At 48.2% G+C, this 26,300-nt stretch carries 20 protein-coding genes and 1 pseudogene; 7 read left to right on the top strand and 14 right to left on the bottom strand.

What is annotated here, in order from left to right; genetic code table 11:
• Positions 1 to 121: 121 nt before the first annotated feature.
• Positions 122 to 706, bottom strand: coding sequence for an EAL domain-containing protein (locus BI182_RS10100; RefSeq protein ID WP_286807606.1), 585 nt, complete (start codon positions 704 to 706; stop codon positions 122 to 124).
• Between the two features lie 432 nt (positions 707 to 1,138).
• Here BI182_RS10100 and BI182_RS10095 point away from each other — a divergent pair, with 432 nt between their 5' ends.
• Together BI182_RS10095 and BI182_RS10090 are read left to right on the top strand one after the other, a co-directional pair.
• Positions 1,139 to 1,924: a hypothetical protein gene (locus tag BI182_RS10095; protein ID WP_070371482.1), complete on the top strand. Its 786-nt coding sequence runs from the start codon at positions 1,139 to 1,141 to the stop codon at positions 1,922 to 1,924.
• A 144-nt stretch (positions 1,925 to 2,068) separates the two neighbouring features.
• On the top strand, positions 2,069 to 3,331 hold the full coding sequence (locus tag BI182_RS10090; RefSeq protein WP_286807603.1) for an EAL domain-containing protein: 1,263 nt from the start codon (positions 2,069 to 2,071) through the stop codon (positions 3,329 to 3,331).
• Between the two features lie 203 nt (positions 3,332 to 3,534).
• Here the strand turns inward: BI182_RS10090 and BI182_RS10085 are convergent, their stop codons facing one another.
• Complete coding sequence (locus tag BI182_RS10085; protein ID WP_286807601.1) at positions 3,535 to 6,564, bottom strand: EAL domain-containing protein; 3,030 nt, start codon at positions 6,562 to 6,564, stop codon at positions 3,535 to 3,537.
• Positions 6,565 to 7,525: 961 nt separating this feature from the next.
• Here BI182_RS10085 and BI182_RS10080 point away from each other — a divergent pair.
• Both BI182_RS10080 and BI182_RS10075 read left to right on the top strand, forming a co-directional pair.
• Positions 7,526 to 8,716 carry a DNA cytosine methyltransferase gene (locus BI182_RS10080; protein WP_286807599.1) on the top strand — a complete coding sequence of 397 codons (1,191 nt, stop codon included), beginning with the start codon at positions 7,526 to 7,528 and terminating at the stop codon, positions 8,714 to 8,716.
• Positions 8,706 to 9,440, top strand: coding sequence for a PmeII family type II restriction endonuclease (locus tag BI182_RS10075; RefSeq protein ID WP_286807597.1), 735 nt, complete (start codon positions 8,706 to 8,708; stop codon positions 9,438 to 9,440). Before BI182_RS10080 ends, BI182_RS10075 begins: the two co-directional genes overlap by 11 nt.
• Before the next feature lie 108 nt (positions 9,441 to 9,548).
• On the opposite strand, the gene BI182_RS10070 is transcribed toward BI182_RS10075, so the two are convergent.
• The 9 genes from BI182_RS10070 to BI182_RS10030 all read right to left on the bottom strand — a co-directional run bounded on the left by BI182_RS10070 (position 9,549) and on the right by BI182_RS10030 (position 20,000).
• Positions 9,549 to 9,839, bottom strand: coding sequence for a YciI family protein (locus BI182_RS10070; protein ID WP_286807596.1), 291 nt, complete (start codon positions 9,837 to 9,839; stop codon positions 9,549 to 9,551).
• A 179-nt stretch (positions 9,840 to 10,018) separates the two neighbouring features.
• Positions 10,019 to 10,267, bottom strand: a complete 249-nt coding sequence (locus BI182_RS10065; RefSeq protein WP_286807594.1) for a TIGR04076 family protein — start codon at positions 10,265 to 10,267, stop codon at positions 10,019 to 10,021.
• 170 nt (positions 10,268 to 10,437) lie between these two features.
• Positions 10,438 to 11,583, bottom strand: a complete 1,146-nt coding sequence (locus tag BI182_RS10060; protein WP_286807592.1) for an iron-containing alcohol dehydrogenase family protein — start codon at positions 11,581 to 11,583, stop codon at positions 10,438 to 10,440.
• Positions 11,584 to 11,773: 190 nt separating this feature from the next.
• A complete protein-coding gene (locus BI182_RS10055; protein WP_228880276.1) occupies positions 11,774 to 13,258 on the bottom strand; it encodes an APC family permease in 1,485 nt (494 codons plus the stop codon).
• Positions 13,259 to 13,653: 395 nt separating this feature from the next.
• A complete protein-coding gene (locus BI182_RS10050) occupies positions 13,654 to 14,871 on the bottom strand; it encodes an aspartate aminotransferase family protein (RefSeq protein ID WP_070371490.1) in 1,218 nt (405 codons plus the stop codon).
• Between the two features lie 375 nt (positions 14,872 to 15,246).
• Positions 15,247 to 15,801, bottom strand: a complete 555-nt coding sequence (locus BI182_RS10045) for a helix-turn-helix domain-containing protein (RefSeq protein WP_228880279.1) — start codon at positions 15,799 to 15,801, stop codon at positions 15,247 to 15,249.
• A 368-nt stretch (positions 15,802 to 16,169) separates the two neighbouring features.
• On the bottom strand, positions 16,170 to 17,288 hold the full coding sequence (locus BI182_RS10040) for a 4-hydroxybutyrate dehydrogenase (protein ID WP_286807590.1): 1,119 nt from the start codon (positions 17,286 to 17,288) through the stop codon (positions 16,170 to 16,172).
• Positions 17,289 to 17,561: 273 nt separating this feature from the next.
• Entirely contained in the window at positions 17,562 to 18,923 is a 1,362-nt protein-coding gene (locus BI182_RS10035; RefSeq protein WP_286807589.1) for an aspartate aminotransferase family protein, read from the bottom strand.
• Positions 18,924 to 19,202: 279 nt separating this feature from the next.
• A complete protein-coding gene (locus BI182_RS10030) occupies positions 19,203 to 20,000 on the bottom strand; it encodes a TspO-related membrane protein (protein ID WP_286807588.1) in 798 nt (265 codons plus the stop codon).
• Positions 20,001 to 20,193: 193 nt separating this feature from the next.
• On the opposite strand from BI182_RS10030, the gene BI182_RS10025 reads away from it, so the two are divergent.
• The 3 genes from BI182_RS10025 (at position 20,194) to BI182_RS10015 (ending at position 23,172) form a co-directional block, all read left to right on the top strand.
• A complete protein-coding gene (locus BI182_RS10025; RefSeq protein ID WP_286807586.1) occupies positions 20,194 to 20,598 on the top strand; it encodes a GNAT family N-acetyltransferase in 405 nt (134 codons plus the stop codon).
• Positions 20,599 to 20,619: 21 nt separating this feature from the next.
• On the top strand, positions 20,620 to 21,741 hold the full coding sequence (locus tag BI182_RS10020; protein ID WP_286807584.1) for a PucR family transcriptional regulator: 1,122 nt from the start codon (positions 20,620 to 20,622) through the stop codon (positions 21,739 to 21,741).
• A 231-nt stretch (positions 21,742 to 21,972) separates the two neighbouring features.
• Complete coding sequence (locus BI182_RS10015; RefSeq protein WP_286807582.1) at positions 21,973 to 23,172, top strand: diaminopropionate ammonia-lyase; 1,200 nt, start codon at positions 21,973 to 21,975, stop codon at positions 23,170 to 23,172.
• A 93-nt stretch (positions 23,173 to 23,265) separates the two neighbouring features.
• Here the strand turns inward: BI182_RS10015 and BI182_RS10010 are convergent, their stop codons facing one another.
• The 3 genes and pseudogenes from BI182_RS10010 to BI182_RS10000 form a co-directional block, all read right to left on the bottom strand.
• Complete coding sequence (locus BI182_RS10010) at positions 23,266 to 23,895, bottom strand: DUF2179 domain-containing protein (RefSeq protein WP_286807581.1); 630 nt, start codon at positions 23,893 to 23,895, stop codon at positions 23,266 to 23,268.
• Positions 23,896 to 23,956: 61 nt separating this feature from the next.
• On the bottom strand, positions 23,957 to 24,724 hold the full coding sequence (locus BI182_RS10005) for a hypothetical protein (RefSeq protein ID WP_286807579.1): 768 nt from the start codon (positions 24,722 to 24,724) through the stop codon (positions 23,957 to 23,959).
• A gap of 214 nt (positions 24,725 to 24,938) precedes the next feature.
• A pseudogene (locus tag BI182_RS10000) lies at positions 24,939 to 25,927 on the bottom strand (RelA/SpoT-related domain-containing protein).
• Between the last annotated feature and the right edge of the window lie 373 nt (positions 25,928 to 26,300).

Raw genomic sequence — 26,300 nt, 5'->3', positions numbered from 1 at the left:
AGAGCCTGAACATCTCTATCTTACATGGAAAGGTGATTTTTGGGTATAACCCTTTTGCCCACCACCCGCATAGCAGGTGGTTTATTATTTCGCACGTTTTGCGTGCTCAACAGACTAAAGTCTAAAACTCAAAAGATGCCGGATCACCGTCAAATTCCAGCAGGGCGTACTCGATCACATTCACAAAATCGGCCATCTTCAGCTGTTTCGTGGAAAGATTGACCGCCATTCGAAGCCTTTTCCCGGTTTGCTCCTGCCATTTTTTCTGTTGCGCCATGGCGGTGCGGATCACCCATTCACCAATTGGAATGATGAGCTCGGTCCGCTCGGCCAGGGGGATAAATTTTGCTGGCGCCAGTAGACCCCGCTCCGGATGATGCCAGCGGATCAGGGCCTCAAAGCCGTTGATCTCCTGGGTGGTGGCATCCACCTGCGGTTGATAGACCAGTTCAAATTGATTGTTATCAATGGCCGAATAGAGATCGTTACTCAAGGTCATGTTTTCATCGATGTCTTCTTTTAGACTGTCCTCGTAAAAAACAAACTGGCCCTTGCCCTGCTCCTTTGCTTCATACATCGCAATATCGGCATTTTTAATCAGCAGTTCCGGCGAGTAACCATCCTGGGGAAAACAGGCAATCCCAATGCTGGCGCTGATATGAAGATTGTAGCTATCCATGGCAATGGGTCGTTCCAGCAAAAACACATGACCCAGCGGTAAAAAGCGGCCAGCTCGGGGCTATCTGCAAGGCTCATCATGAACAACAGCATCGACCAGAGGGCCAGATTCAGGCAAATCATCCCAAAGACCCCTCTGGCACCATTCTTTTTGCACGGATACAAGGTCACAATGGTGGTGATCAGATAATACATAAAGCAACTAAAATAAATAGCGGCAAACCAGTTCATATCCAAATCCTTCCTCCCTCCGATTGGCAGGCAAACATGAGGCACTGATCTTTACTCCATTATACCCCGTCAGCCGCTTGATAAACCCTGCCTTTTGATTTTTTGACACCGTCTTTCCGGCCTCCATTAACCCCAAATCAACGTTTCCCCATTTACAACTTCACCAGAAACGGTTATACTAATTCTGGACTCTTAATCGTACTAAACTTCATACCCAAGGAGGAAATCCATGTCCCTTGTACAAAACATCATCGAAACATATAATCTTGTTTATCAGGTCAAAAAAGACTATCCCCTGGAAATCATTGTCACCACCGATCTCTACAACGAACGACTTAAACTGGCCAACACCAAATGCGACCAGGCCATTGTCACGGCCTCCCGGCAGGAGCTTGAAAACAGTAGCAAGCTACTGGTACTGCCAGACGAAGCGGATCAACATTATTATCTGCTACTGCACGAGGATCTGTTTGATGAATCACAACAGTATTGCCAGGCGATTGCATACGAATATACCCGGCTGATTGATTATGCCGACATCCAGGAAAAATATCAGGTTGCCAATTTGCGGGCCGCTCAATTTCCTGACTCGGCCTGTTTTTTATTTTTAGCCGAGGTGCGGGCCTGGTATCGGGGTTTTAATCTCTATTACAACCTGATCAGCGCTGAAAACAAAGCGGTGCTGTTTTCTTATCTGTGTGGCACGGTGCCGGAATATGAAAGCGTCCTTTCCTTTGATCTGGGCGCTCACATGCAGGCTCTGGCTGAATTTTACGGACAGGCCCTGGCCATCGGTGCCTATGTGAACTTTGATGTCAGCCTGCCGGACTACTTAAACCGCCATCACGTTCACGAACTGCTTAAGGCTCTCCACGATAACATTGATAATCCCAGTATTTTTGATAACTACGAGATGATTAATCAAACCTATGAGGATTTTATCTTGCGTAAAGCCAAGGATTTGGAGCCCCATGTCCACAGCCACTGCTGCAACCATATTCACCACGATCATTAAGGCCGTTTTCATAAATAGTCTAAAAAAGCCTGCCAAAGCGGAATTGCGACGGTAAAAAAGGTTGAATTAATCCGCTTAAAACAGTACAATTAGCTTAGCCTAAAAATTATGACACTTGATCGTGTACAAATCTGGAGAAAATATTTGGAACAATCAAACCAACCCAACGAAACCTTTAATATTGCACAAATCATCAAGCAGAAAAACCTGGTGGCTTACTTTCAGCCAATCATGTCTGTCACCGGGAAAAAAATTCTGGGTCTGGAGGGCCTGATTCGGGGGATCATTCCCGGAGCGGAAAAAACCATTCCGCCCCAGCAGCTTTTTTCTGCCGCCCATACCGCCGGACTGACCATCCCCCTGGATCGGGCCTGCCGTGATGCGGTACTGTCCGCCTTTTTAGATTATTATCAGGTCAATCCGGATCTGCTGCTTTTTCTTAATCTGGACACCGCCATCATTGATGAAGTGGGGGGGTCGAATTATCTCTGCGACCAGGTCGATAAGAGCGGCATCAACCCTAAAAATATCGTCATTGAGATCAACGAGTCCAAGGCCTTAAACACCAGCGGCCTGACCCAGTTTGTCGCCACCTACAAAAACAAAGGCTTTCTGATCGCCCTGGACGATGTCGGCGCCGGGTTTTCGAATATGGATCGGATTGCCGGACTGAAACCGGATATCGTTAAAATTGACCGCTCGATTATAAAAGATATGGATCATATTTACCACAAGCAGGAGGTCTTTAAATCGCTGGTGAATCTCACCAATAAGATTGGGGCCCTGATTGTGGCTGAAGGGGTGGAAACCCGCAGCGAAGCCATCCAGGTGCTAAAACTCGGCGGCCAGGTCATTCAGGGCTTCTATTTTGCCAAACCAGGCAATGATTTTGTGCTCAAAGCCGAGCTGATCGCTAAAACAGCCGAGGTCGTGGATGCCTACAAGGCACTGCTGCTAAAGGAGCTGGAGGACTATAATCAGAAGTGTCTGGCCTACACCCAAACCGTCAATGGCATGATCAAGGCGTTGGCGGTGGTGGATCACCCCGATGAATTTGATGGCCAGCTGACAAAATGCCTGACGGGCGCCGAAGCCGTGGATTGCGCCTATGTCCTCGATGAATCCGGCATTCAGTGCAGCGATACGGTGGGCGCCAAAAATATCGGGGCCTGCGAAAAGCTGGTCTTTCACTCCGCCAAGATGGGTGTTGATCATTCGATCAAAAACTTTTATTATAATCTGATCAAGCGCAAACAGGACACCTATATTTCCGAGCCCTATGTGTCAATGGCCACCGGCAGTCTCTGCATCACCTATTCCCGGGTCTTTCGGCTGGCAGCCAAAAAATACATTCTCTGTGTCGATTTTCTAGAAACCCAGCAGCCCCTGGCTGCCCAGTTGCTGTAAGGCAAAAAAAGATGAGCATCGTGTTCATCTCTGACTGTCTAAAAAGATAACCCAGTACCGACAATTGTTACATCATGTTGTACGCATCGGAGCGGACACGGCATCGCCTGTCCGATTCCGCAGCGTACAACAGATTGACAATTGGTCGGTACGGAAGTTTATGGACAACCTGGATGAACATCGCGTTCATCTTTTTTTTATTCCTAAAAATGATTTTTCCGGTATTGGCTGAAATCGACCTTAGCGGGCCGACCGGTGAGTTCGTCAAAGTAGTCTTCGGCGGTTTTATCGGTAAAATTGCCGTCAGCAAAAAGAATATTTTTCTTCATTTTTACCTGGAGCTCATAGAGTCGCCGGGTCAGTTCTTCACTTTCCTGCTCATCCATCATAAACTTGACGCCGTACTCAAACAGACTTTCACTAAGCTCCGCAACCCGGACAGGGGTGCCAATGGCGGTCATCTCGCCGCCCATCAGGGTGGCTGCAAAGCGTAACGTGAAATCCCGTTCCAGTGGAAATTGAATATTGGAAATAAAGCACAAGCCCCCAGGACCGATATCTTTAATCAATACCCGGGAATTGCCGACATGCATCTGTTTATCGTTAATGCGCAGAATCGTCAGTTCGGTGATTAAAAAATTACGAAACCGCTGGCGGAAATATTTGCGCCGTTCCACCTGGGATTTCGCCGTGGTTCGACTCAGTGGCGGCCGACATTTGCCTTTTTGTAGCAATTCATCGATTTTTAAAAAGGGTACCGGCCGCGAATAGAGATAGCCCTGCCCCGAAAAGCAGTTGTGTTCTTTTAGAAAAGCCAGATGATCCCAGTTTTCAATGCCCTCGGTGACCAGCTTGATGTGCAGCGCCTTGGTCAGATTGATAATGGCCTGGGTGATGATGGCCGTTTTACTGTCGAGCATGACGTTTCTGATGAAGCTGGCATCCATTTTTATGATATCAACATTAAAATGATTCAGGTAGCTCAGCGACGAATAGCCGGTACCAAAATCATCCAGAGCCACTTTTATCCCGACCGCCTGCAATTTCTTAATGTCATCAATGGCTTTTTGGGAGTCTTCAACCAGCAGGCTTTCGGTTAGTTCGACGATCAGGTATTTGGGGTCGACCTCATATTCGGCCAGAATATCCTGGATGTTTTCGACAAAATTGCGTTCGTAAAACTGGATGCTGGAAAAATTCAAAGATATATAGACCGGTGGATACCCTTTTTGAAGCCAATAGCGATGATCATCACAGATTTTTTGCAGCATCCATTTCCCCATTTCAACGATGGCGCCGGTTTCTTCGGCTAGAAAAATGAACTCATCCGGTGAAACAATCCCCCAATCCGGATGATTCCAGCGAATCAGTGCCTCTATGGCTAAAATATCATTGGTTTTGATCCGCACAATTGGCTGATAAAAAACCATGAACTGATTCCGTTTAAGGGCCATCCGCAAATCATGACGCAGCTGAAGCTGTTTGTAATTCTGAATGTTGAGCTCGGATGAATAAAACTGGTAGCGGTTGTGGCCCTCTTTTTTCGACCAGATCAGGGCAATATTAGCATAACGAATCAATTGCTCAACCTCATCCGGTTCGTCAGGAGTCCGACTGATGTCGTCATCAGACAATGGCTCATCCATCGACAGCTCCTGGGCTTCTACCTCCAGAGGGTAGACACTGACACCCACATTGACATTGATATTAAACTCATAGACCTCGATTTTAAAGGAGCGGTAAAAGAAATCGATGATTTCGGCCACTCTGGCCTGATAGGCATCCAGATTAATCAGTCCCTCGATGACAATCGCAAACTGATCCTCGGAATACCGTGAAATCAGGGTATCTTTGCCAAACAAACCGCGCAGCCGCATGACCAGCTGGACAATCAGCTGCTGTCCAACCCGATGCCCCAGCGAATCATTGATCTCCTTAAAACCCTCAAAGTCCAGCATCAGAAGCACCAGGCTGGATTTTTTTAAATTGGCCTGGCGACATTTTTCGGCCAGCTCTTTTCTTAACTGGCTGGCTTTGGGCAACGCAGTGATCTCATCATAGTTGGCCAGTTTTTCTATTTTCTTTTGCATCACAATGCGGTTGGTGATATCCCGAAAATCCAGCACCAGGCCAGCAATGGTCGGATGGCTAAGAAAATTCCGGACATGGACTTCCAGGTAGATGGCTTTATCGGTCTGACCTGCAAAGCTGATAACCCCCGTTTGGACCTGCTCCGGTTCATTGAGGACGGTGTCAATCATCGCTTTTAAGACCTCGGCCTGATCCGGCTCATAAAAATCATAAATCAGGCGCCCCTTCATCCGCCCGGGATGATAGCTGATCACCTTCCGGGCGGTGTCACTGATATAGCTGATAATGCCCGCTTCGGATATAATCGCAAACACCACCCCCGACTCCTGCACCAGAATTCGGGAGCGCTGCGAAATTTTCTCGATTTCTAGTTGTTTGCTGGCAATGGCCCGTTCGTAGGCCTTTTTTTCACTGACATCCTGGATGGTGCCATAGACATGGGCAATCTGTCCGGCCGAATCCAGCCGGAACTCGACAATCTGAAAAACATCACGAATCGATCCATCCTTGTGAATGACCCGAAAGGCCAGCTCAAAGGGTTCTTCTGACAGATCCCCGAAGGTTGAGTCGGTGATAATGCTGCGATCCTCGGGGTGAACCCGGCTCAGAAAATCATCAAAGGTGCCCTTGAACTCGGCTGCCGTAATCCCAAAAATGCGCAGTGCCTCGGCTGACATGTAGTTCTGGTCCGAAACCGCATCCATTTCCCAACTGCCGATTTTGGCCAGCCGCTGGGCCTGCTCAAGATTTTTTTTAATAAAACCAATTTCATTCTCCAGCTTTTTGATGTCGCTGATATCCTGAATGGTACCGACCAGATCGGTGTTCAGGCCGTCTTTATTGTTAATTGGCTCACCCACCAGCCGGACATATTTCGAGGTGATCAGCTGGTTGAGATCGTCTGGGTAGACAAACTGAAAATAGGAATCGGCCTTTTTTTGATGCTGATCTGGAATCGTTTCCATAATGCGATAGTATTCATCACTAAAATAAACTGTGTCTGAACCGATGACATAGGTCCAGGTTCCGGTTTTCATCATTTCCTGAGCATGGCGCCGGTTTTCGATTAACCATTCGTCTTTTTCCGGCAATGCGGCCACTTCTTTTAATTTAATCCGATTCAATAAGTTCTCTAACGCCACCACGCTCACCATCCTTCCATCTTACTATCCGGTTGAGGATCACTGACTTTTTCATTGCTCCCCCTTCACTGATTTCTACTTCCTACTTAAAAGTATACGCTGATTTAAAGGGGTTCGCAATCCCCTGTTTTACTTTATTGCCCGGGTAATGTCAACATCACACCCTCATTGGTACTGTTTCTCTGCCGTTATTGACTACCTGATCGCCGATCCGCTTAAAGGTCAATTACAAAATGGTTGCTGTTTCATGCTTGCTGATGGTTCAAGATCAAGGTTTCGGGCGGTCAATGACCGACCCTACGGGATGGTACACAACCTTATTATGCTATCACAAGGCCACTTACATACTTTTTCCGCTACTTCGTCATACTTTCAATTTGGCCCGGTTCCGGGCTTTCCGAAAGGGTCGAAGGGGTTGGGGGGCAAAAAACGCATTTATATATTTTATTATACTTTTTTCTCTAACGCTGAGTTAAGAAAAAACCCTTTCACCCTTTCGAATGGCTTATTAAAGCCATTTAACCCTTTCGCAACCCTTTCGAAATGCTTCGAAACCCTTTCGTTTAAAGGGGGTGGCGATAACGAATTCGCCTCTTTGTCTCATTCTATTCATTATCAGCCAAAATCCGCTAATTCTTCAAGGTCAATCCTCGCATAAACGATCCGTCTTGACAGTATATCCTTGCTTTTTTTCACCATCCCGCAACTTTCTTTTAACGCCATCCAGAAGCGTTTCTGACTGACCGGCCGATTCGGTCTCGACGACACGGATTGTTGTGCTGTTTTGCGCCTCGCCAACAATTCTTGGACTTAGCTCTGATTTTTATATTTGATTGCCCGTGCTAAAACCCGTAAATTTATAGCGAATGCAACCACCGATCATCTGTTTCTTTTATCATATCTATAATGATTAAAGTATGCTATAATAAATTAAATCAAAATAGAAAAATGGTGAACGATTATGTCAACAATACAAACGAATAATTCCGCTGTCATCTCATTATTTTCCGGTGGCATGGGTTTAGATATTGGCCTGATGCAGGCAGGGTTAGATATAAAAATTGGACAAGATATTGATAAAAACTGTGTGTCAACCATGCGACTAAACGGTCACAATGTCATTGATGGAGATATTCGAAAAATTAGTGCGCACGAAGTTTTAAAGCTTTCCGGCCTTACCCGGGAAGAACCCTTTTTAATTTGTGGCGGCCCGCCCTGTCAGCCCTTTTCAACCGCAGGTAAACGATTGGGAATCAATGATCCCCGGGGCAGTTTATTTATGGACTATATCCGCATGATCGATACCATCCGTCCCCGCTTCTTTATCATGGAGAATGTCAAAGGTTTGATCTCCTCCTCAATTAATCATGTCCCACTAACAGAACGGAGTAAAGAAAGCAACGATCCCTTATCCCAAAGGGGTTCGGTTTTTAAAGTTGTTCTTGATGAATTTGAGAAATTGGGCTACACGACCATCTATGGAGTGCTGGATGCGGTTAATTATGGCGTTCCGCAATTCCGGGAACGGCTGATTATTATCGGAAGCCGGGATCATGAAAAGATCTTTCTGCCGATGCCCTCCCATTTTCAGATGCACCAACAAAAAGACTATCTGTGGCGTACACTGCGTGATGCCATATTTGATCTGGAAGATGACCCCGGTGAATGCACCCGTTTCAGTAAAGACCGTTTGGACTTTCTAAAAATGGTTCCCGAAGGTGGCAACTGGAAAGACTTACCGCCGGAACGCATTAAAGAAGCCATGGGTGGTGCTTATCTCTCTGGTGGTGGCAAAGTCGGATTTTATAGACGTCTCTCCTACGATCAGCCTTCACCTACCCTGGTGACAAGCCCGGTACAGAAGGCCTCGATGTTGTGTCATCCAACCAAGGATCGCCCCCTGAGTGTTAGTGAATATGCTCGCATTCAGCAATTCCCAGACAATTGGGTTTTTGCTGGCACCACATCGGCAAAATACTGTCAGATCGGTAATGCCGTTCCCGTCGGACTTTCCCGATCCTTGGGACAGATGCTGATTGCCGTGGCAAATAACAGCGCCGTTATCAAATCAAAACGTGCCCGGGGTACCGATATTCATCTCAAAATTCAAAATGCAATGTCAAAACAGGAGCATACAATCAATGGCTATTAATCCCAATTATAATGAAGAGCACTTGCTAACCGCAATCGCAGCAGCCCTCGATAATTTTTATATCTCGTTAGTTGCAAAAATTGATTCTCTGACAATCAAATCAGTGATGCGTAAAAAAAATCCCTATTTGTTTCGGGCTAAAGATATGCAGAGCGCCTCCCAAATCGTCGATGCAATTCTTTCAGCCTATGTTTCTTCCTCCGAAGAAACGATTTTTGGAAATTTGTTTTTTGAACCCATTGCAACCGCCGCTGTTCAGGGACAAAAGGCCCTTGCCCAGGGAATTGATATTATGGTAGAGCTGGATGACGTCATCTATGCGATTGCCGTTAAATCAGGGCCCAATGTTTTCAATTCCAGCAGTAAAAAAAAGCAGGAGCAGGATTTTTCAGCTGCAGGCAAACTTGCACAACAAGCAAAAAAACGTTATGTTCCGATTATCGGTTACAGTTACGGTAAAAAGAAATCTGGTAAGACTACCGTTCCCAAACTCTATACCGAGCTGGCCGGACAGGATTTTTGGGAAGAGCTCACCGGCGACCCGGAATTTTACCTGAAACTGATCCACTTTATTGATCGGCTCCCCAAAACCCACATTGATGCCTTTTCCGCCGCTTACCAAAAAGCCGAAAACCGGCTGATCAAGGAATTCACCCACTTATTCTGCCAGGATGACGGCAGCATTGACTGGGATGCTCTGGTCAGGTTTAACTCCGGCCATTAGCCTGTCCCAACTTAATGGGTCATTTCCCAAAACCAGATCTCCCTCAATACTAAAAGCTCAGACGATTCATCTGAGCTTTTAGTATTGATTACGCTAAATTGAAAAGTCCTACTCCACCAGATACCGCTCCAATCCCGGCGCTGCCTTGGATGGCAGAAATTCCAGAACATCGTATTCAGCCACCTGTTCACAATAAAAGGGGTCTTCAGCGATGATCGCCCAGACTTCGTCCTTATCCTGGGCCTGACAGAGAATCACCCCGCCAGTCCGGGGCCGTTTGCGACCGGATAAGATAAATTTATCCAGCTGATAATAACGCTCCAGATAGTTAAGATGGGCGGGGATCACTGCGTCCACCGCTTCAACTGGTTTAATGTAGTTAAGTAAAATAATAAACATTTTTCGCTCCTAATCACAATATTGGTCTGACCCAAAGCCAGCCCGACAGTTTAAAGTATAACCGACTTCTACCTGGTGGTAAAGATAAAATAATCATTTGTATTTTAAGGAGTGTTCTAAGAAAAACAGCAGCGACGAATGGTGACGTCACTGCTGTTTTACGTTATATGGGGGAGGCATCAGGCTTTGTAAATCCGGAATACCACCTTTTCCCCACAATCCGGACATTGAAGCGGGGCCTCGTTAATGACCCCTTTCCGGGCGGCATAGACAAAAGGAAACACTGCACTGAGTGCCATCATGCATAAATTTCCGCTGTTGTCTTTATCCAGCAGGGGTCCGTCAAAAATGACCTCATCCCCCGGCGCATAGAGCGGACAATCCGATGATTCCACGATCAGTTTTATTTTTTGTTCAATTTCATTCATTTCTAACCTCTTTTCATTATACAACTTAAGCGAACAATCATTGCCTGATGCTCAGTTTCCACAAACAGTTGTGTAACGTGTAGGCGAACAGGCGATAGCCTGTCCGCCGTACAGTGTAACAACTGTTTCGTGGGAAACTGAGCAGCGGGCTCATGGCTGTCAATTACGTGCTACAGCGCCTGACGGTACAGATCTTCGATCTGGGTCAGAGTGGTGGATCGGGGATTGACCAGAATATTGCCACTTTTCATGGCATCTACGGCCATTGCCGGGATCATATCCTCGGTCACACCCACTTCCGTCAGCGTTTGTGGAATTCCCAGCTCGGCGCTCAGCCTGGATACTGCCGCCACCAGGGTTGCGGGATCAAAATCAGGCCCGGCGATTTGTCCGCTGATCGCTTCGTAAATGATTTTATAACGGCCGGTATCAGCCAGGGCGTTATAGGCCAGCACCGTGGGCAGTAAGATTGCATTGGCGACCCCATGAGCCACATCAAAATAGCCTCCCAAGGGGTGGGCCATGGCGTGGACATTACCCAGCCTTGCCCAGGCAAAGGCGATCCCGGCAAACATACTGCCATAAAGCATCTGCTCGGCCGCCTGGGGATTGGTGCGATCGGCCACAAAGGCCCGGATGCTGCTACCAAGCATGGTCAGCGCCTTTTGCGCCATAGCATCGGAAAACGGTGAGGCTGCCTTGGACAGATAGGCCTCGATGGCATGGACCAGGGCATCAATCCCGCAGGCGGCAGCGGTCTTTTCCGGAGTGGTCATCACCAGCGACGGATCAAGAATCGCCGTGGTCGGGAGCAGTTCATAACTGAAGACTGTCAGCTTATAATTCCGGGCCCGGTCGGTAATCACCGCAAAGGCCGTCACCTCCGAGCCGGTTCCGGCGGTGGTGGGAATGGCAATCAGTGGAACAATTGCCCCGGGGACCTTATCAGCGCCCTCGTAGTCCCCAATCGCCCCGCCAAAGCGGGCCAGAACGCCCACCGCCTTGGCCACATCCATCGGTGAGCCGCCGCCCAGGGCAATAATACAATCGGCTCCGCTGTCAATAAAGGCCTTAGTTGCCTTATCGACGGTTTCCACCGAGGGGTTCGCTTCGGTTTCGGTAAAGCTGTCAAAGTCCAGCCCGGCCTGCGCCAGAATGTCGGTAATCTTTACCACCACCCCCATCTTATTAAGATGGGGCCCGGAAATAACCAGCGCCTTCTTAAGCCCCTGCTTAGCCAAAAGCTCCGGCAATTTCTTGATACTATCGACCCCACAGATAATTTCCTGGGGGATTTTAAAGCTAAAACTATTCATAAGTCTTTCCTTTCATGCTGTTGTTCGCTACTGTTAAAACCTCGAACAATGATTACTTAGCGTTCCGTTTCCACAAACAATTCTGTAACGTCTAGGCGAACAGGCAATAGCCTATCCGCCGTACAGAGCAAGAATTGTTTCGTGCGAAACGGGGCGCTAAGTTCACCGAACTTCCGGCATCCCGGTGGGGTTATTCCGTCACGCTGCCAACCCGGCCAGAAAAGACCGGTAGGTCGTCGATATCTTCATATTCAACGTCCATATGAGCCCCAAACTCACTACCATATTTATACTTACAGTAACCGTAGAAGACCACCCCGAGGATCGCCCAGCCACCAGCCATGATCCACTCTTCCATCACCAGAGCGGTGGACGCAAAAGGCAGTGGAATCACATAAAGCAGGGTCATCAAGCCCGATAGGGCGACAGCGACAATCCCGACAAAGGTACCGAAACGAACTTTATAGGGACGTTTCATCTCCGGATCTTTTTTGCGGAGAATCAGAAACGATAACGACACCATTGCATAAGCCAGACAAACGCCGAAGCTGCCAGCATCAACAATCCAAACCAGCATTTTGCGGCCAAAGAAAGGGGCAATCACCGACAGTACGCCAATTAAGGCAATGGCCAGCACCGGGGTTTTAAATTTCGGGTGCAGTTTGGCAAAAACTTTGGGAATCATGTTGGATTCTGCCATTGAGAACATCGCCCGGCTGCCACCGATTAAAAAAGAGTTCCAGCTGGTAATGATCCCGGCCATCCCGCCAACAATCAAGACCTTGGTCATAATGGCGCTGTTAAAGGCCAGGCCCATAGCATCAGCGGTTACCAGGGTGGAATTGGCCATTGCACTTAGTGGCATCACATAGGCGACCGCCAGAATGATCAGTGCATAAAAGGCCACTGCCATCAGGATCGAGAGAATCATAATGCCACCGATTTTCTTGAAACCGGCATTAATTTCTTCGGCCGCCTGGGGAATCACGTCAAAGCCGACAAACAAAAATGGAGTCATGACTGCAACCGTCAGCACGCCACCCAGGGCGGTCGTGCCATTTTCAATGTTGCCAGCAAACATATTGCCTGCAATGTTGGCGGGATCACCATTGATAACCGAACCAGCGATCAGTAAAATCCCGGCGGCAGCGATTAAAGCGGTAAAAATGGTCTGCAGCTTGGCCGCTGTTTTGGCGCCCAGAATATTGATGATGGTAATGATAATGGCGGTCACAACCCCCACTGCTACCCATGAGGCGTAAATATCAAAGCCGGCGACTGTGTACATATAGCCCTGCAGGAAGTTGGGGCTGAGGTACTGAATAACCGTCGGGAAAGCACAGGCTTCAAAGGCCACGACACTGACATAGCCAAGAATAATCGCCCAGGTACAGATAAACGACCCGGTCGGCCCCATGGCCTTATAACTAAAGACATGCTCGCCGCCACATTGGGGCATTGCCGCTGTCAGTTCGGCATAGGTCAGGCCGACAAAAAGTACCATGATGCCCCCGATCACAAAGGCTAGCGCCGCACCAAGGGCGCCGGCGGTTTCAATCCAGATGCCGGTGTTGACCACCCAGCCCCAGCCAATCATGGCTCCGAAGGCCAGTACAAAAATGTCTTTGGTGCTCAACACTTTGTCAAATTTTGACTTGTTTGTTTTTTCACTCATTTTTTCTTTGTATGATTCCGCTTGTGAATCATAAACTCCTTTCGTTTTGGGATTTGTTTTCTTCTCTAACAATACTGCGATGCGCTTCGCTGCCAGTTTTACACGAAACAATTCTTACACTGTACGGCGGACAGGCTATCGCCAGTTCGCCTACACGTTACAGAATCGTTTGTGAAAACCGACAGCAAAGCAATCTTTGTTCGTAGTTATAAATTGCAATTATACTTTGATGAGCCTTTATAATAAAAAACGGGGTTCTTCCAGCCGCTTGCTGGCGGTCAAAATTTAGACCGCCAGCTGTTTTGCTGTAAAAACCCCATTGTTTAGATATTTAATTATTAAGTTGCATGAAATCGTGCCCTGTAGGGGCGATCCGTGATCGCCCACACCTGCTTTTAATTAATCAGTTCCTTAACTGTTGCTTCGATAATGCCATAGGCCTTGTCGCAGTCTTCTTTGGTGACAATCAGTGGTGGAATCATCCGGATAATGTTCTGTCCGATGGCGGTGATCAGCAGTTTTTTCTCAAGCACCCCATGTTTGACATCGACACCGGAAACCCCGTCTTCAAATTCGACCCCGATCAGCAGGCCCTGACCACGCACTTCCTTGACCTTGGGCAGACCTTTTAACTGATCCATAAAGTAGGCCCCCATTTCCCGGGCATTGCCAGCCAGGTCGCGGTCGAGGAGCTCGGTAATCTGAGCCAGGGAGGCCGCGGTGGAAACCGGATGGCCGCCATAGGTGGTGCCGTGAGACCCCATCGTAAAGGCTTTGGCGACCTCAGCAGTGGCACAGATGGCGCCGATTGGCATCCCCCCGCCCATGGCTTTGGCCATCGAGACGATATCGGGCTTGATGCCGTAATTCATATAGGCCATAATTGCCCCGGTGCGGCACCAGCCGGTCTGGACCTCATCGAGCAGCAACAGTAAGCCTTTTTCATCACAGAGGGCCCGCAGTCCCTGCATAAATTCCATCGTTGCCGGATGCACCCCACCTTCACCCTGAACCGGTTCGATCAGAATGGCAATGGTATTGTCGTTCACGGCATCTTTAAAAGATTGCAGGTTGTTAAACTCAGCATAGGAAAATCCCGGGGTCATCTCGCCAAAGCCAATCTGGCAGGCGTTGTGGGGCTGGCCGGTGGCACTGAGGGCCCCCATGGTGCGACCATGAAAGGACATCCGGGCAGTGACGATGTTATAACGCTGTGGGCCGTAGGTTTCAACTCCGTATTTTCGGGCCATTTTGATCATCGCTTCGTTGGATTCGGCCCCGGAGTTCTGGAAAAAGATCTTGTCCATCCCGATGCTGGTACAAATCTTTTCAGCCAACAGCACCTGGGGAATGGTATAGGGATAATTAAAGGTGTGAATCACATCAGCGACCTGATCCTTAACTGCAGCGACGACCTTGTCATTGCAGTTGCCAGTGCTGTTAACGGCAATTCCGGCATAAAAATCCAAGTAGGCCTCACCACTTTCATCATAGATGTACATATCTTTTGCGGTCTCGGCGATAAAATCAAACCGTTCGTAAGTCTCGATCATATAGGTGTCAACTTTTTGTTTTAATTCCTCTTTTGTCAGTCCGGTGTCTTTTAGTTTCATTCCAATTTTCCTTTCCCTGTTCATGCGCTCTGTTATAATGCCATAAGCTTCGCTGCCAGTTAACGCCAGCAAAGCAATTATTGTTCATGTTGTCATAGTTTTATATTTCTGACAAACCTCATCGTTTGTCAGCTAAACAAAAAAAACGCCGTAACATGAATCTTCATGTTGCGAACGCCTTCGTCCTGTCAATTGACATCTACACTATAACATGTGTGCATTATGTTGTCAACACACATCAGGTATTTATTTTATTTTTTTTACAAAACGCTATATATAGGGGTATTAGTCCAATAAAAAAGATAAATATGTGCATTATATTGCACATTCTTTCCCCATAGCCGGGGGCACAAAACCGTCTCGACGGCCATGATGCTACTGTTTAAAGACAAACACAATGATAAATTTAAGCGGCTCTCGACCCTTGTTCCAATAAATATGCTTAACGGCGGTTTCAAAGCTGAGGGCATCTTCCTGTTTGACCTGGTAAAAACTGTTGTCGACTTCCAAAGTCAGTTCCCCAGCGTGGACGACGATGTACTCGTTGGTTCCCTGACCATGAGCGCCACTGACATAGCAAGCCCCGGGTTCAATTTCAATTTCATAGATTTCGAACAGACGGTTTTTTTCATAGGGAAAATAGGTATAGACAGCATACTGGCCGGGCACCTCTTTAGACGGCAGCAGCCGGTCGCGGTTGACCTGATAAACGCCCACCCCCGGGGTTCTAGTCAGGTCAGCCAGATCGACCCGCAGACCGCTGACGATCTTACCTAGGGTGCCAATGGTGGGATTGGCTTCACCTCGTTCAATCTGACCCAGCATGCTCTTGCTGACCCCGGTCTGCTCGGCCACCTCATCCATACTCATGCCCTTTTCTTTGCGGATCGCTTTTAAGTTAATTGAAATATTTTTATTCAGGTAATCCATCCTCTTAGCCTCGACTTTCTCTAAGGCTAAGTTTAACCTAAGCGCTGGTTAAAATCAACGGCTAGCCAAAATCTTTGGCCGATGCAAACTTTAGGTTGGGCGCTCAACTGCCGTACCGACCAATTGTTAATCTGTTGTTTGCTTACAATTCGTACAGTCGCTAATTACTGAAGTGTAAATAAATCACTTCTTCTCAGCAACTGTTCGCCTTGATGCAAACAACATGATATAACAATTGTCGGTACTGGTGTCGGTTTGTGATTACAGTTTGCGGCGCTTAATAAAGATTTTATAGATTTCCAGGACGAACTGCCGTGAAATAGGGCCATAATAATTGGTCGGTACGGTAGATAACGCATCAAAAGTAACTAATACAGCTGCTGATAAATCGCCCGCACCTGGTCTTCATTGAGCGGTACGTAGTTGTTGGCCATCAGCCGGGTTTGTTTGGTCATCACCGCTTCGGTAAAATGCTCCAGATCGGTTTGGGTGACGCCATAATCGCGCAGGGCTTTTTTCGGCAGGATATGATCCAGCAGGGTTTCCAGAGCCTGGTAAACCACTGTTTTATCGCAGCCTAGCTGTTTCGCCAGAAAGGCGTTCAGCTCGGCGATGCTGCCGTCAGGCGCGAGGGCCTGGTAGGTCTTGTAAACGGCCGTAAAGATGGCATAGTTGGCCTCGCCGTGAGGGACATGATAGACTGCCCCGAGGGGGTAGCTCATCGCATGAACGGCGGCACAACCGGCGTTGCCAAAGGCAATTCCGGCAAAGGTGGAGGCAATCATCATCTCGCCCAGCAGCGGGGTGCGGGCTTGTGGACCTTTTTCGGCAATGGTCTGATAACCGCTGATGATCATTTCCATGGCTTTTTTGGAATAGAGCTGGCTGAAGGCGCTGGCCTTGGGTGAGGTATAGGATTCAATCGCGTGAATAAAGGCGTCGATCGAACTGGTAGCAAAGACGTTCATCGGCAAATCAGAAAGCAGCTCCGGCACCAGGACGGCGTAATCGGCATAGAGTTCATCCACTGCCAGACCGAATTTAGAATTGATCGCGGTCAACTCCAGAATTGATATATTGGTGACCTCACTGCCGGTGCCACAGGTGGTCGGAATCAGAATCAGTTCTTTATCTTTACTGATTTCCAGTTCCTTGTTAAACAGATCGACCACCGGTACGGTATTTTTAAGGGCAAAGAGCTTGGCAACATCAAGAATCGTGCCGCCGCCGATGGCAAAGACGCGCTGGTACTGGTAGTCTTTGATGTCGGCATAAATCGCCTCGACCATCACGTCAGTCGGTTCGCCTGTCACATAGCTGCGGTAGTTGACCCGATAGGCCTCATCACTGATGGCACCGCTAAAATGCTGGGCATAGGTCCGGTCACTGATAAAGACCAGATCGCCCGCGCCAATCCCGAAATGTTTCCCCACCTCAGTGCAGTGGTCAAACTCGAGGATCTGCGGCGTAATTTTAAATTGTTTCATCGTTTCTCCTTTCCGGCTGAGTGCGCCTATGCGCTTTTTACCGGTTTTGTATAAAAAACTCTGTAGCGGCGATTGTTTACGCGATACGTTTGTTAACAGCCAAACCCGTAGCGACTTTGTTACATCATGTTGTCCGCATCGGGGCGAACAGGTTGTTAAACCTGTATGATCCCGTAGCGAACAACAGATAAACAACTAGTCGGTACGTTCGTCGTCATCAAAACCGCATTATTAACAGCCATTTTTCGCCGGTTTATTTTTATAAATAACCAATTAAACCGCTTTTACACATTTAGCCAGGGCTTTTTCAAAAATATCCAGGCCGGCTTCGAGCTGATCGTTGGTGATTACCAGTGGTGCCAGGAAACGGATGACATTGCCGTAAACGCCGGCGCTTTCGATGATCAGACCGTTCTTTGCGGCTTCGTCAACAACGGCCGAAACCAGTTCCGGGTAAGGCGCTTTGGTGGTTCGGTCTTTGACAAATTCAATTCCGACCATCGCTCCCATCCCCCGGACATCACCGATGACGGCATAATCTTCCTGCCAGCGGTTAAAGCGGGCCATGATGATGTCACTGATTTCACCGGCCCGTAAATCAAGACGATCCCGCTGCATGATTTCAATGACTTTTAGCGCTGCGGCACAGGCGACCGGGTTACCGCAATAGGTGCCGCCGATGGTGCCACCCTTGACGGATTCCATAATTTCTTTGCGGGCGGTAATGGCACTCAATGGCAGACCGGCGGCAATCGATTTGGCCGTGGTGATAATATCCGGTGCCGCGCCGACTTCCTGCCAATACTGTGAAGCAAACATTTTGCCGGTTCGACAGAATCCGGTTTGAACCTCATCGGCAATCAAAAGAATCCCTTTTTCATCGCAGATTTTACGGACCGCCTGAATCCACTCCAGTGGGGCGGGAATAAAGCCACCTTCACCCTGAAGCGGTTCAACCACAATTGCCGCGACATGGTCAGCCGGCGACGATTCTTCAAAGACCCGGTAGATGCTGTCGGTATAGTAGGCGATCGCGTCGGTCGGGCTCATCCCCGCCGGGTTGCGGTAGAGATAGGGAAACTGGGCCCGATAGATGCCGTCAGGAAAAGGTCCCAGGCCATGGGCATAGGCTTTTTTCGAAGTCATCGTCATCGTCAGCATCGTCCGACCATGGAAGGCTCCGGAAAAGACAATGATGTTCGGGCGTCCGGTAAAGGCCTTGGCAATTTTGACGGCATTTTCATCAGCTTCAGCCCCGCTGTTGGCAAAAAAGGTCATCTTCTCATCGCCTCGTACTGGGACAATGGCATTTAGCGTTTCGGCCAGTTTCACATAACCCTCATGGGTGACAATATTGAACATCCCATGAAAATATTTATCCGACTGATCTTTAACCGCGGCGACAATTTCCGGATGGGAATAACCGATATTGAGTACCCCGACACCGCCGACCCAGTCGACAAAATGATTGCCGTCGACATCTTCAACCATCGCACCGGCACCTTTCTCGATGACCAGTGGATAGACACATTTGATTGCTCCGGGGATCGCATCGCCCCGGCGTGCAATCACTGCCGCCGCCTTGGGCCCGGGTACTTGTTCGGTGATGATTTCTGGTAAGGCATTTTTTAACATTTTAAACTCCTCTTCTCTTTTTCTAATGATCATTGCGATAAGACCGTATGCGTTGTTTCTTCTCGGCAGCTTACCGAAACGAAACAACGCCTGCCATCAAAGCCCCTTTGCTGTGACCGCGGTTTCGCAAATTAATTCGGCAAAAAAAACAAGACCGGGAAGTGACTTCCTTGTCTTGTTTATGTCTGCTATTATAGCACAGCTACTTGCGGGTGCAATGGCTATCGAGCCTAAATTATCGGCTTGTTTTTGTGCTGATTAAACATACTATCATTCCTTTCAGATGCCATCGGGAGGTGTCACCGGCAGCAGTTGCCAGTGGTTTCGGTATAACTGAATCACAACCAGCACGACCAAAAGGCCAATACCCACCAGCGCCGTCATTGCCAGCGCCGGATATGCACCGCCATAACCCGCCGCTGTGGTTAAGGCCTGATAAATGCCAAAATACCCCCAGGCCACCGGCACCGGCAGGATCGCGTTTTTGGTAACCAGCGTAACCACCGCCGTCACTGCTACCGCCACAATCAGCATGATAATTCCCCAGACGTCCGGGGCAATCCCCAATCCCTGCCAGCCTATACTAACCAGCCAGGAGGCGACATTGACCACCGTGGCAATCAGCAGCCAGCCGCTGTACATCCCAAAAGCCGCCGGCAGCAGCCACTGCCGACCGGTCTGAATTTTACCGAGCTGCCGCACCAAAAGACTCAGGGTGATCGCAAAAGCCAGAATCACCAGGGCCGAGACCCCGATCAGGGTATAGGAAAAAACAACAATCCAGAGCATATTAAGACCACTGGAGAGCCAGAACAGATAGCTGATCCGGTCAATGGCCGCACCGTAATAATCATCCTTATTTTTAACCAGCATCACGATACTGGCACTGATTAACAACAGATAGATCACACTCCAGATACTGAAGGTCGATGGCGCCGGGGTAATCAGGGTTCCATTCATGTTCGAAATATCCTTCTGGGATAGACCATTAAAAATTCCGAAGGCCCCCAAACTGTTAATAACCAGAGTACTGATTAACAGGATCAAACTGATCCAGGCTTTTGTCAGTCGCTTCATAACACTCACCTCTTCTAATTTTTCTTAATGATTTTCTTTTTATACCCCGTTTTTTGCCATTTATTAAGGCCTTGCGGTGTATCGTCGCTTTTTTTTAAGACCTTTTTTATAACGCGGCGCAAATCAGACCTTCTGCTGGACAGCCTAAGCTGCTTTTAGTATACTGAAGAAAAAAGGAAAAGGATGACTCATAATGCCAAAAGACTACCAGATCATAAAAGATCATTCCAAGCTGCAACTATCCAGTATCAAAAACATGATGCAGCAGACTTACTGGGCCCCGGATCGCTCCGAAACAACCATAATCAAAGCCATTGAACACTCAGTCTGTTATGGTGTTTTTGATTCAAAGCATGAACAAATTGGATTTGCCCGGGTAATCACTGATTTTGCAACCACCTATTATATTTGTGATGTGATTATTGACGTAGCACACCGGGGTAAGGGTTTGGGCAAACAACTGCTGGATTTTATTACCAACGATGCGGCTTTTGAGGGGCTGTATGGTCTTCTTGTCACCGCTGATGCTCATGGTTTTTATCAACACCACGGTTTTCAACCAGCCCCTGAAATATTTATGCATTCACCACGTCGCTGAGTCTGAATCGAGGTTAACCAAATGTCGATTATTTTAGCCGATTTATTTAATGCCACTAAAAAAACCTACCAGTTAAAGCTGTTAGCTGGTGGCGCTGGCCTTAACACCCCGATCAACTGGGTGCAGTTTACCGAAGACAGTGCCACCACCGACTTTTTAAAAGGTGGTGAACTGATTATTACCACCGGCATGAGTTGTAATTCCGACAATTGGCTCTACGATTTTATCACCCGGCTGATTGTGCGAAAAACCGGTGGGTTGATTCTTAATACCGGCCGCTATCTGTTTGTCGAGACCCTTTCTGAAGCCGTTATCGAGCTTTGTGAAGCCCACCATTTCCCGCTTTTTTCAATGCCCTGGAAAATCCATCTGGCGGCCATTATGCAGGATTACGGCAACCGTCTGTTTACCCAGTCCTATCGGGAAGACCGGACTACGATGGCCTTTTCACAATTGCTTTTGCACCCCCATGCACCGGAAACCGCCATCGACACCCTAAACAGTCTCGGCTACGAAACCGTAGCCGACTACCGGGTTCTGGTCACAGCGGCCTCGGAAATCCCGACCCGCCTGATCGAGCGGCTGCGCCAGATGAACCCCGGTCTCTACTATTTCCGAATCCAGGAAACCAAAGTCATCGTGATGACCCACCCCGATCAGGCGGCCCTGACTGCGATCATAACCGACGTTGCATCCAATTTAGAAGCACCGCTCTGTTTAGGCATCGGAGCCCGTTGCGATACACTGTCTACTCTCTATCAGAGCTACCAGCAGGCCCTTTTTGCCCAGAAGCTGGCCCAAAAGCGTAGCCTTCAGCTGTGCTTTTTTGATAATACGGGGCTTTTCAAGCTCTTTTTTGCAGTGCCTGACCGAACCATTTTAGCGGCTCTAGCCGATGACAGCCTGAGCCTGCTGGAAGCCCATGATGCCAAGAATCAGACCAATCTGACGGTGACCCTGCGACTCTACCTCGAGCATGACGGTAGCATTCAGGCGGTGGCTGATGCCAGCTTCACCCACCGCAACACGATTAACTACCGGATGAAAAAAATCCGGCAGCTGTTAAACATGGAGCTTTTGACAACAGCAGAAAAATTCAACCTGCAGCTGGCCTTTCTGATTAAAGATTATCTGGCGTTGTAACTGAACCGTCGTCACCAGAAGCGGCCAGTCACTGACACAGCGACAGCGGCGATAAAAACTTCAACATCCTTTGGGCCAGTTTATCCAGATAATTTTTTAACGTGGTGACGAACAGTTCTTTAAACTGTCTGTCGGACAGTTTAAGAATCGTTTCGGAAAAAACTTGGCGAACAGCGGCCATGCCGCACTGTTTTTTTTACCAATTCCTGATGATCAAAAAGGAGAATTCCGATGCAATCACCAATTTCTATTATCCCCGGCCAATCCCTGGGCCAACCCATCACCTCGACACTGGCCCCGGCGGCCGTTGCCGCGGTTTCGCGTTTTCATCAGTCACTGCCCAATTACCAGCCGACACCACTGGTGTCGCTGCCGGCACTGGCAAAAGAACTGAGCGTTGGCGCCATTTTTATCAAGGATGAGGCAAAGCGCTTTGGTCTTAATGCCTTTAAGGGTCTGGGGGCGGCCTATGCGATGGCGACTATCATTGCCAATTACCTTCATCTCGATGCCGGGCACCTCGATTACCGTGATCTGACCACCCCGGCGGCGCGCCAAAAACTCAAAGACCTGGTTTTTATCACCACCACCGATGGTAACCACGGCAAGGGGGTGGCCTGGGCGGCGGCCATGTTTGGCTGCCGGGCGATAGTGCTGATGCCCCGGGGCTCGCAAGCCTGTCGGGCCGAAGCGATCCGGGCGATCAATGGAACCCGGGTTGAAATCACCGACCTCAACTACGACGATGCCGTCCGCCGAGCGGCAAGACTGGCGGACGAAAACGGCTATCTCCTGATTCAGGACACCGCTTTGGCCGGCTATGCAGACATCCCCAACGCCATCACCCGGGGCTATACCACCATGGCCGCCGAAGCACTGGCGCAGTTGGATGATCTTGGTATCGCTAAACCCAGCCACGTTTTTCTGCAGGCCGGGGTCGGCTCCATGGCTGGGGGGGTGCTGGGCTATCTGGCTCATTATTACAACCAAAAGCCGCCGCTGACGACGATTGTCGAACCCGATACAGTGGCTTGTCTTTATCAATCCGTCGCAAGTGGCCAGCCTGCGTCCATTGGCGGTCATCCCGAAACGATCATGGCCGGTTTAAACTGCGGTGAACCCAACCCCTTAACCTGGCCGATTCTGCGCGACTATGCCAGCTTCTTTGCCCGCTGCCCGGACTGGGTCACCATCCTGGGGATGCAAACCCTGGCCTGGCCCGAGGCTACCGATCCAGCAGTTATCTCCGGCGAATCCGGAGCCGTCGGTCTGGGACTTTTGGTTGCGCTGTGCCGCGACCAGCGCCTCGCCGACCTCAAAGCCCAGCTTCAGCTCTACGATAAGGCGACGATTCTGCTGTTTAGCACCGAGGGCAATACCGATCCCGAGGGCTATGCCGCCCTTGTCTCGCCACCACGGGGAATTGTTTGAATTAGGCGCAAAAAGACCAGCTAAGTAGAAAAAGCGGCCTCCCCTTTGGGGGTAAAGTGATTCCCTGGCCGCGTCTTTACGCTGGAGTTTTGCCTATTCGTCAAACCAGTTATTCTTAAGTGTTTCAGTTTCATTTCTGATTTCTTCAACGGTTTTCTCAATGACACTTTTTACTTCCTTTTCTGGATGAGTACCAAGCGCTTTCTTAATACGACCATTCATCATTTCCATCAGATAACCGCCCCTAAACATCTTCGGTTCAAACGACATAATAAATGCCGTTGGTTCGTATTGATCAATCAGCTGCAGCAGACTCTTTTGTGATTTTCGTCGGGTCAGGATGTCAAGATTGGTCCGTTTGCCAAATTTTCCTTCGCCCAAATATACCGTTACCCCATAGCCTTCATTTCGCAAAACTTCAACCAGAGTGGGGTTTTCTTCTTCAATATTGACTTGAATACTGGTGAAACCAATGGCCAGTTTTTGCTCAATGTAAATCCCCAAGATCAAACCGGCCGCAAAACCAACGGCGTAAACCACCATCTCAAGGATACTCTGTTCGCCGGACAGAACAATGGCCAGACCAAAAATATAGATCAGGGCTTCCATAAACCCGAACAAACCAGTTAAGACTTTTAAGTTTTTAACCATGCAAATGGTTCGCAAGGTTAACATCGGCACATACAGCAACTGAACAAAAATAATTAAAAATATTCGCGTCATCATTCCTCCTTCTTAATCTCTTTCAAGTCATGACGAACTTGCGATAAAGGTTGCGTAATTTTTAGCGATCACTTTCGGTGCATTCACTAATCGTGAAGTCGACCTTGTTGATTGTCGCAATTCGTTGGGCCACCACCTGTCCTTCCGCTTCTTTCCCGCGGGGTACCGGAATCCGGCAGATCAGTGGCTGCGGCCCGGTTCGCTGGAAACTGTCAAAATGCACCGCAATCACCACCGAGCCATCCGGATAATGACCAAAATTGACTCCCGTCAGCCGGGTCATCGGCGCCACCCACTGGGTGTATTCTCCCATGATCCAGGCACTATAGGGACTGACATAAACCGCCGGTAGTGCAGCCTTCATCCGACGATAGGAAAGAATTGGTACAGTAAAGGCCACGCCGTATAATAACAGCAGAACCGCCCCCATCAGGAGGACAAAAAAAAGCGCCTCCTCGGCATCGTCAAAGCCAAAGATCAGAAAAACAGCGACAATCACCACAAAGAAAAACGTCATGATCCCAATCAAAATCCGATTAAACGCTTTTCGTGCCATAAATTCGGCTTCTGCCTTTTGCTGCTGCTCAGCAGGGAAAAAGGTCCAGTGAGCCAATTGATCGACATCCTTAAAAAGCTTGTCAAGCAGCCGGGCCTGTTTATAAAAAACCCCACTCATAATCAAAAAGGTGATTCCCAGCAACAGACCCACAAGGATCATCCAGAAATAATTAAAACCATTTAAAAGTATTCCCATAAAAACCATCAACCCGCCAATCAGTGTCATGATGATCGACGCAATCAGCCATCGTCGCGGATTATTCTTCGGCATTTTCATCCTCCTGCTTGTTTAATGGTGCCGTCAGATTCTGCCTGTTAAGGTGAATCCTTGACCCTTGCAGCTATCAATTTTTTTGTACCCCGAACTAATTTTAAGAACCAAGCTTTAATCATCTTCTTTCCCTGTTTTGTCTTTGAGTGGTCGAAAAGCGAGTGACACCGAAACTGACAAAACGCCAAGCGGATTCCATTCGGTAATGTTGCGGCTAGTCAATCAAGTCATTCTGAAACCGGGACAGATGTTCATAGGGTAGAATCTGTCGGCCACGATAGAGGCCGCAGCCGTCATTGATCAGCGAATTGTCCATTGCGGCAAACATATTGACATCCAGCTGTGCCAGCTCAAGCTGCTGTAAAGCGATCCCCCGTTCAAATGCATCATCAAAATAAATATTTTCACCCTCGGGAATGACATCCCGTCGAGCCCGTTCGCTTTCCTGCCGTTTTTCGTAACCTAAATGATTGGCCGGACCAATTTCGGCAAATCGTCCATTGCTTTAGTACGAAGCTGGACCTCAATATAACTGCGGGCAATATTATCATAAAAGGTGATATGCAGTGACTGATAGCCATTCGGTTCGGAATTGACAATATAATCCCGATAGTAAGGGCTGACGCCTTCTTTCAACAGGGTTGATTTCGGCTGCCCGGTCGTCGCCGACACTTCGGCGGTAAATCCCCGTTCTTCAAGAAATTCCGGCAGTTTATTGGCGACCTCATAAAGATATTTAATTTCTTCATCGGCAGCGGTCTGCCCGGTTTTTAAATGACATTTGGGCAGCGAAATGACGATCCGATAGGCAATCAGATCCCGAAAACAGCTTAAATAGTTTTTCAGTTCCGGTATCGAGGGATAAGAACCGTGTTTCGTGTAATAGTCATAAATATATTCGACGATATAGCCATTGAATTTTGATTCTGCCCGGATCAGCGATTTAATCCGCCCTTTAAAGGTAAAGGCCAGAAAGGGGTAATCCGTCGCCATCAGTTTATAAAATTCCCGTATCCGCTGGGCTTGTGACGCCAAAAAATCGTTATGCTCGAGCAATTCGGCAATCTGCAGCAGAAAATTACAGTGCACCAGATCAATCGGGTTGTGGGTTTCTTTCGCTGCCTGTTTTAAATCCCGGGAATAGCGCTGCAGAATCTTTAGCACCGTGTCACCGGAGTATAAATAGTCATTTAGTTTTTTCACAGCTTAACCTACCTTTATTATTTTTTCACTTGCGTAAGATTATACCGTAAAAATAGCGATTCGACCATCCATTCTTTATGCCCGGCCCGGAAACTGCTTCAATAAAAGCCACCTGTCAAAAGGCAATGTCATTAAGTTAAGCGAATTTCAAAAGACAAGAAGAAGTTTATCGAATATAAGTCGTAAACTTCTTTATTTTGTGTGTCCTTATTGAATTTTGAGCATGGCAAAAAGACAGAATCCCATCTGCCTAATTGATTTATTGAGCTATTTAAGCTACTCTATATAAGAAGCCTCGACATTGCTTTGCTTTGACGTCCCTAAAGAAGTTACGACCTTCTCTGACCGGGTAAATGTATTTGCAAATGAGTGC

Origin of the sequence: Acetobacterium sp. MES1 (assembly GCF_002237635.1) — a bacterium.
GTDB lineage: Bacteria > Bacillota > Clostridia > Eubacteriales > Eubacteriaceae > Acetobacterium > Acetobacterium wieringae.
The sequence above is the reverse complement of the archived record's forward strand: the minus strand, read 5'-3'. Positions and strand labels throughout refer to the sequence as shown.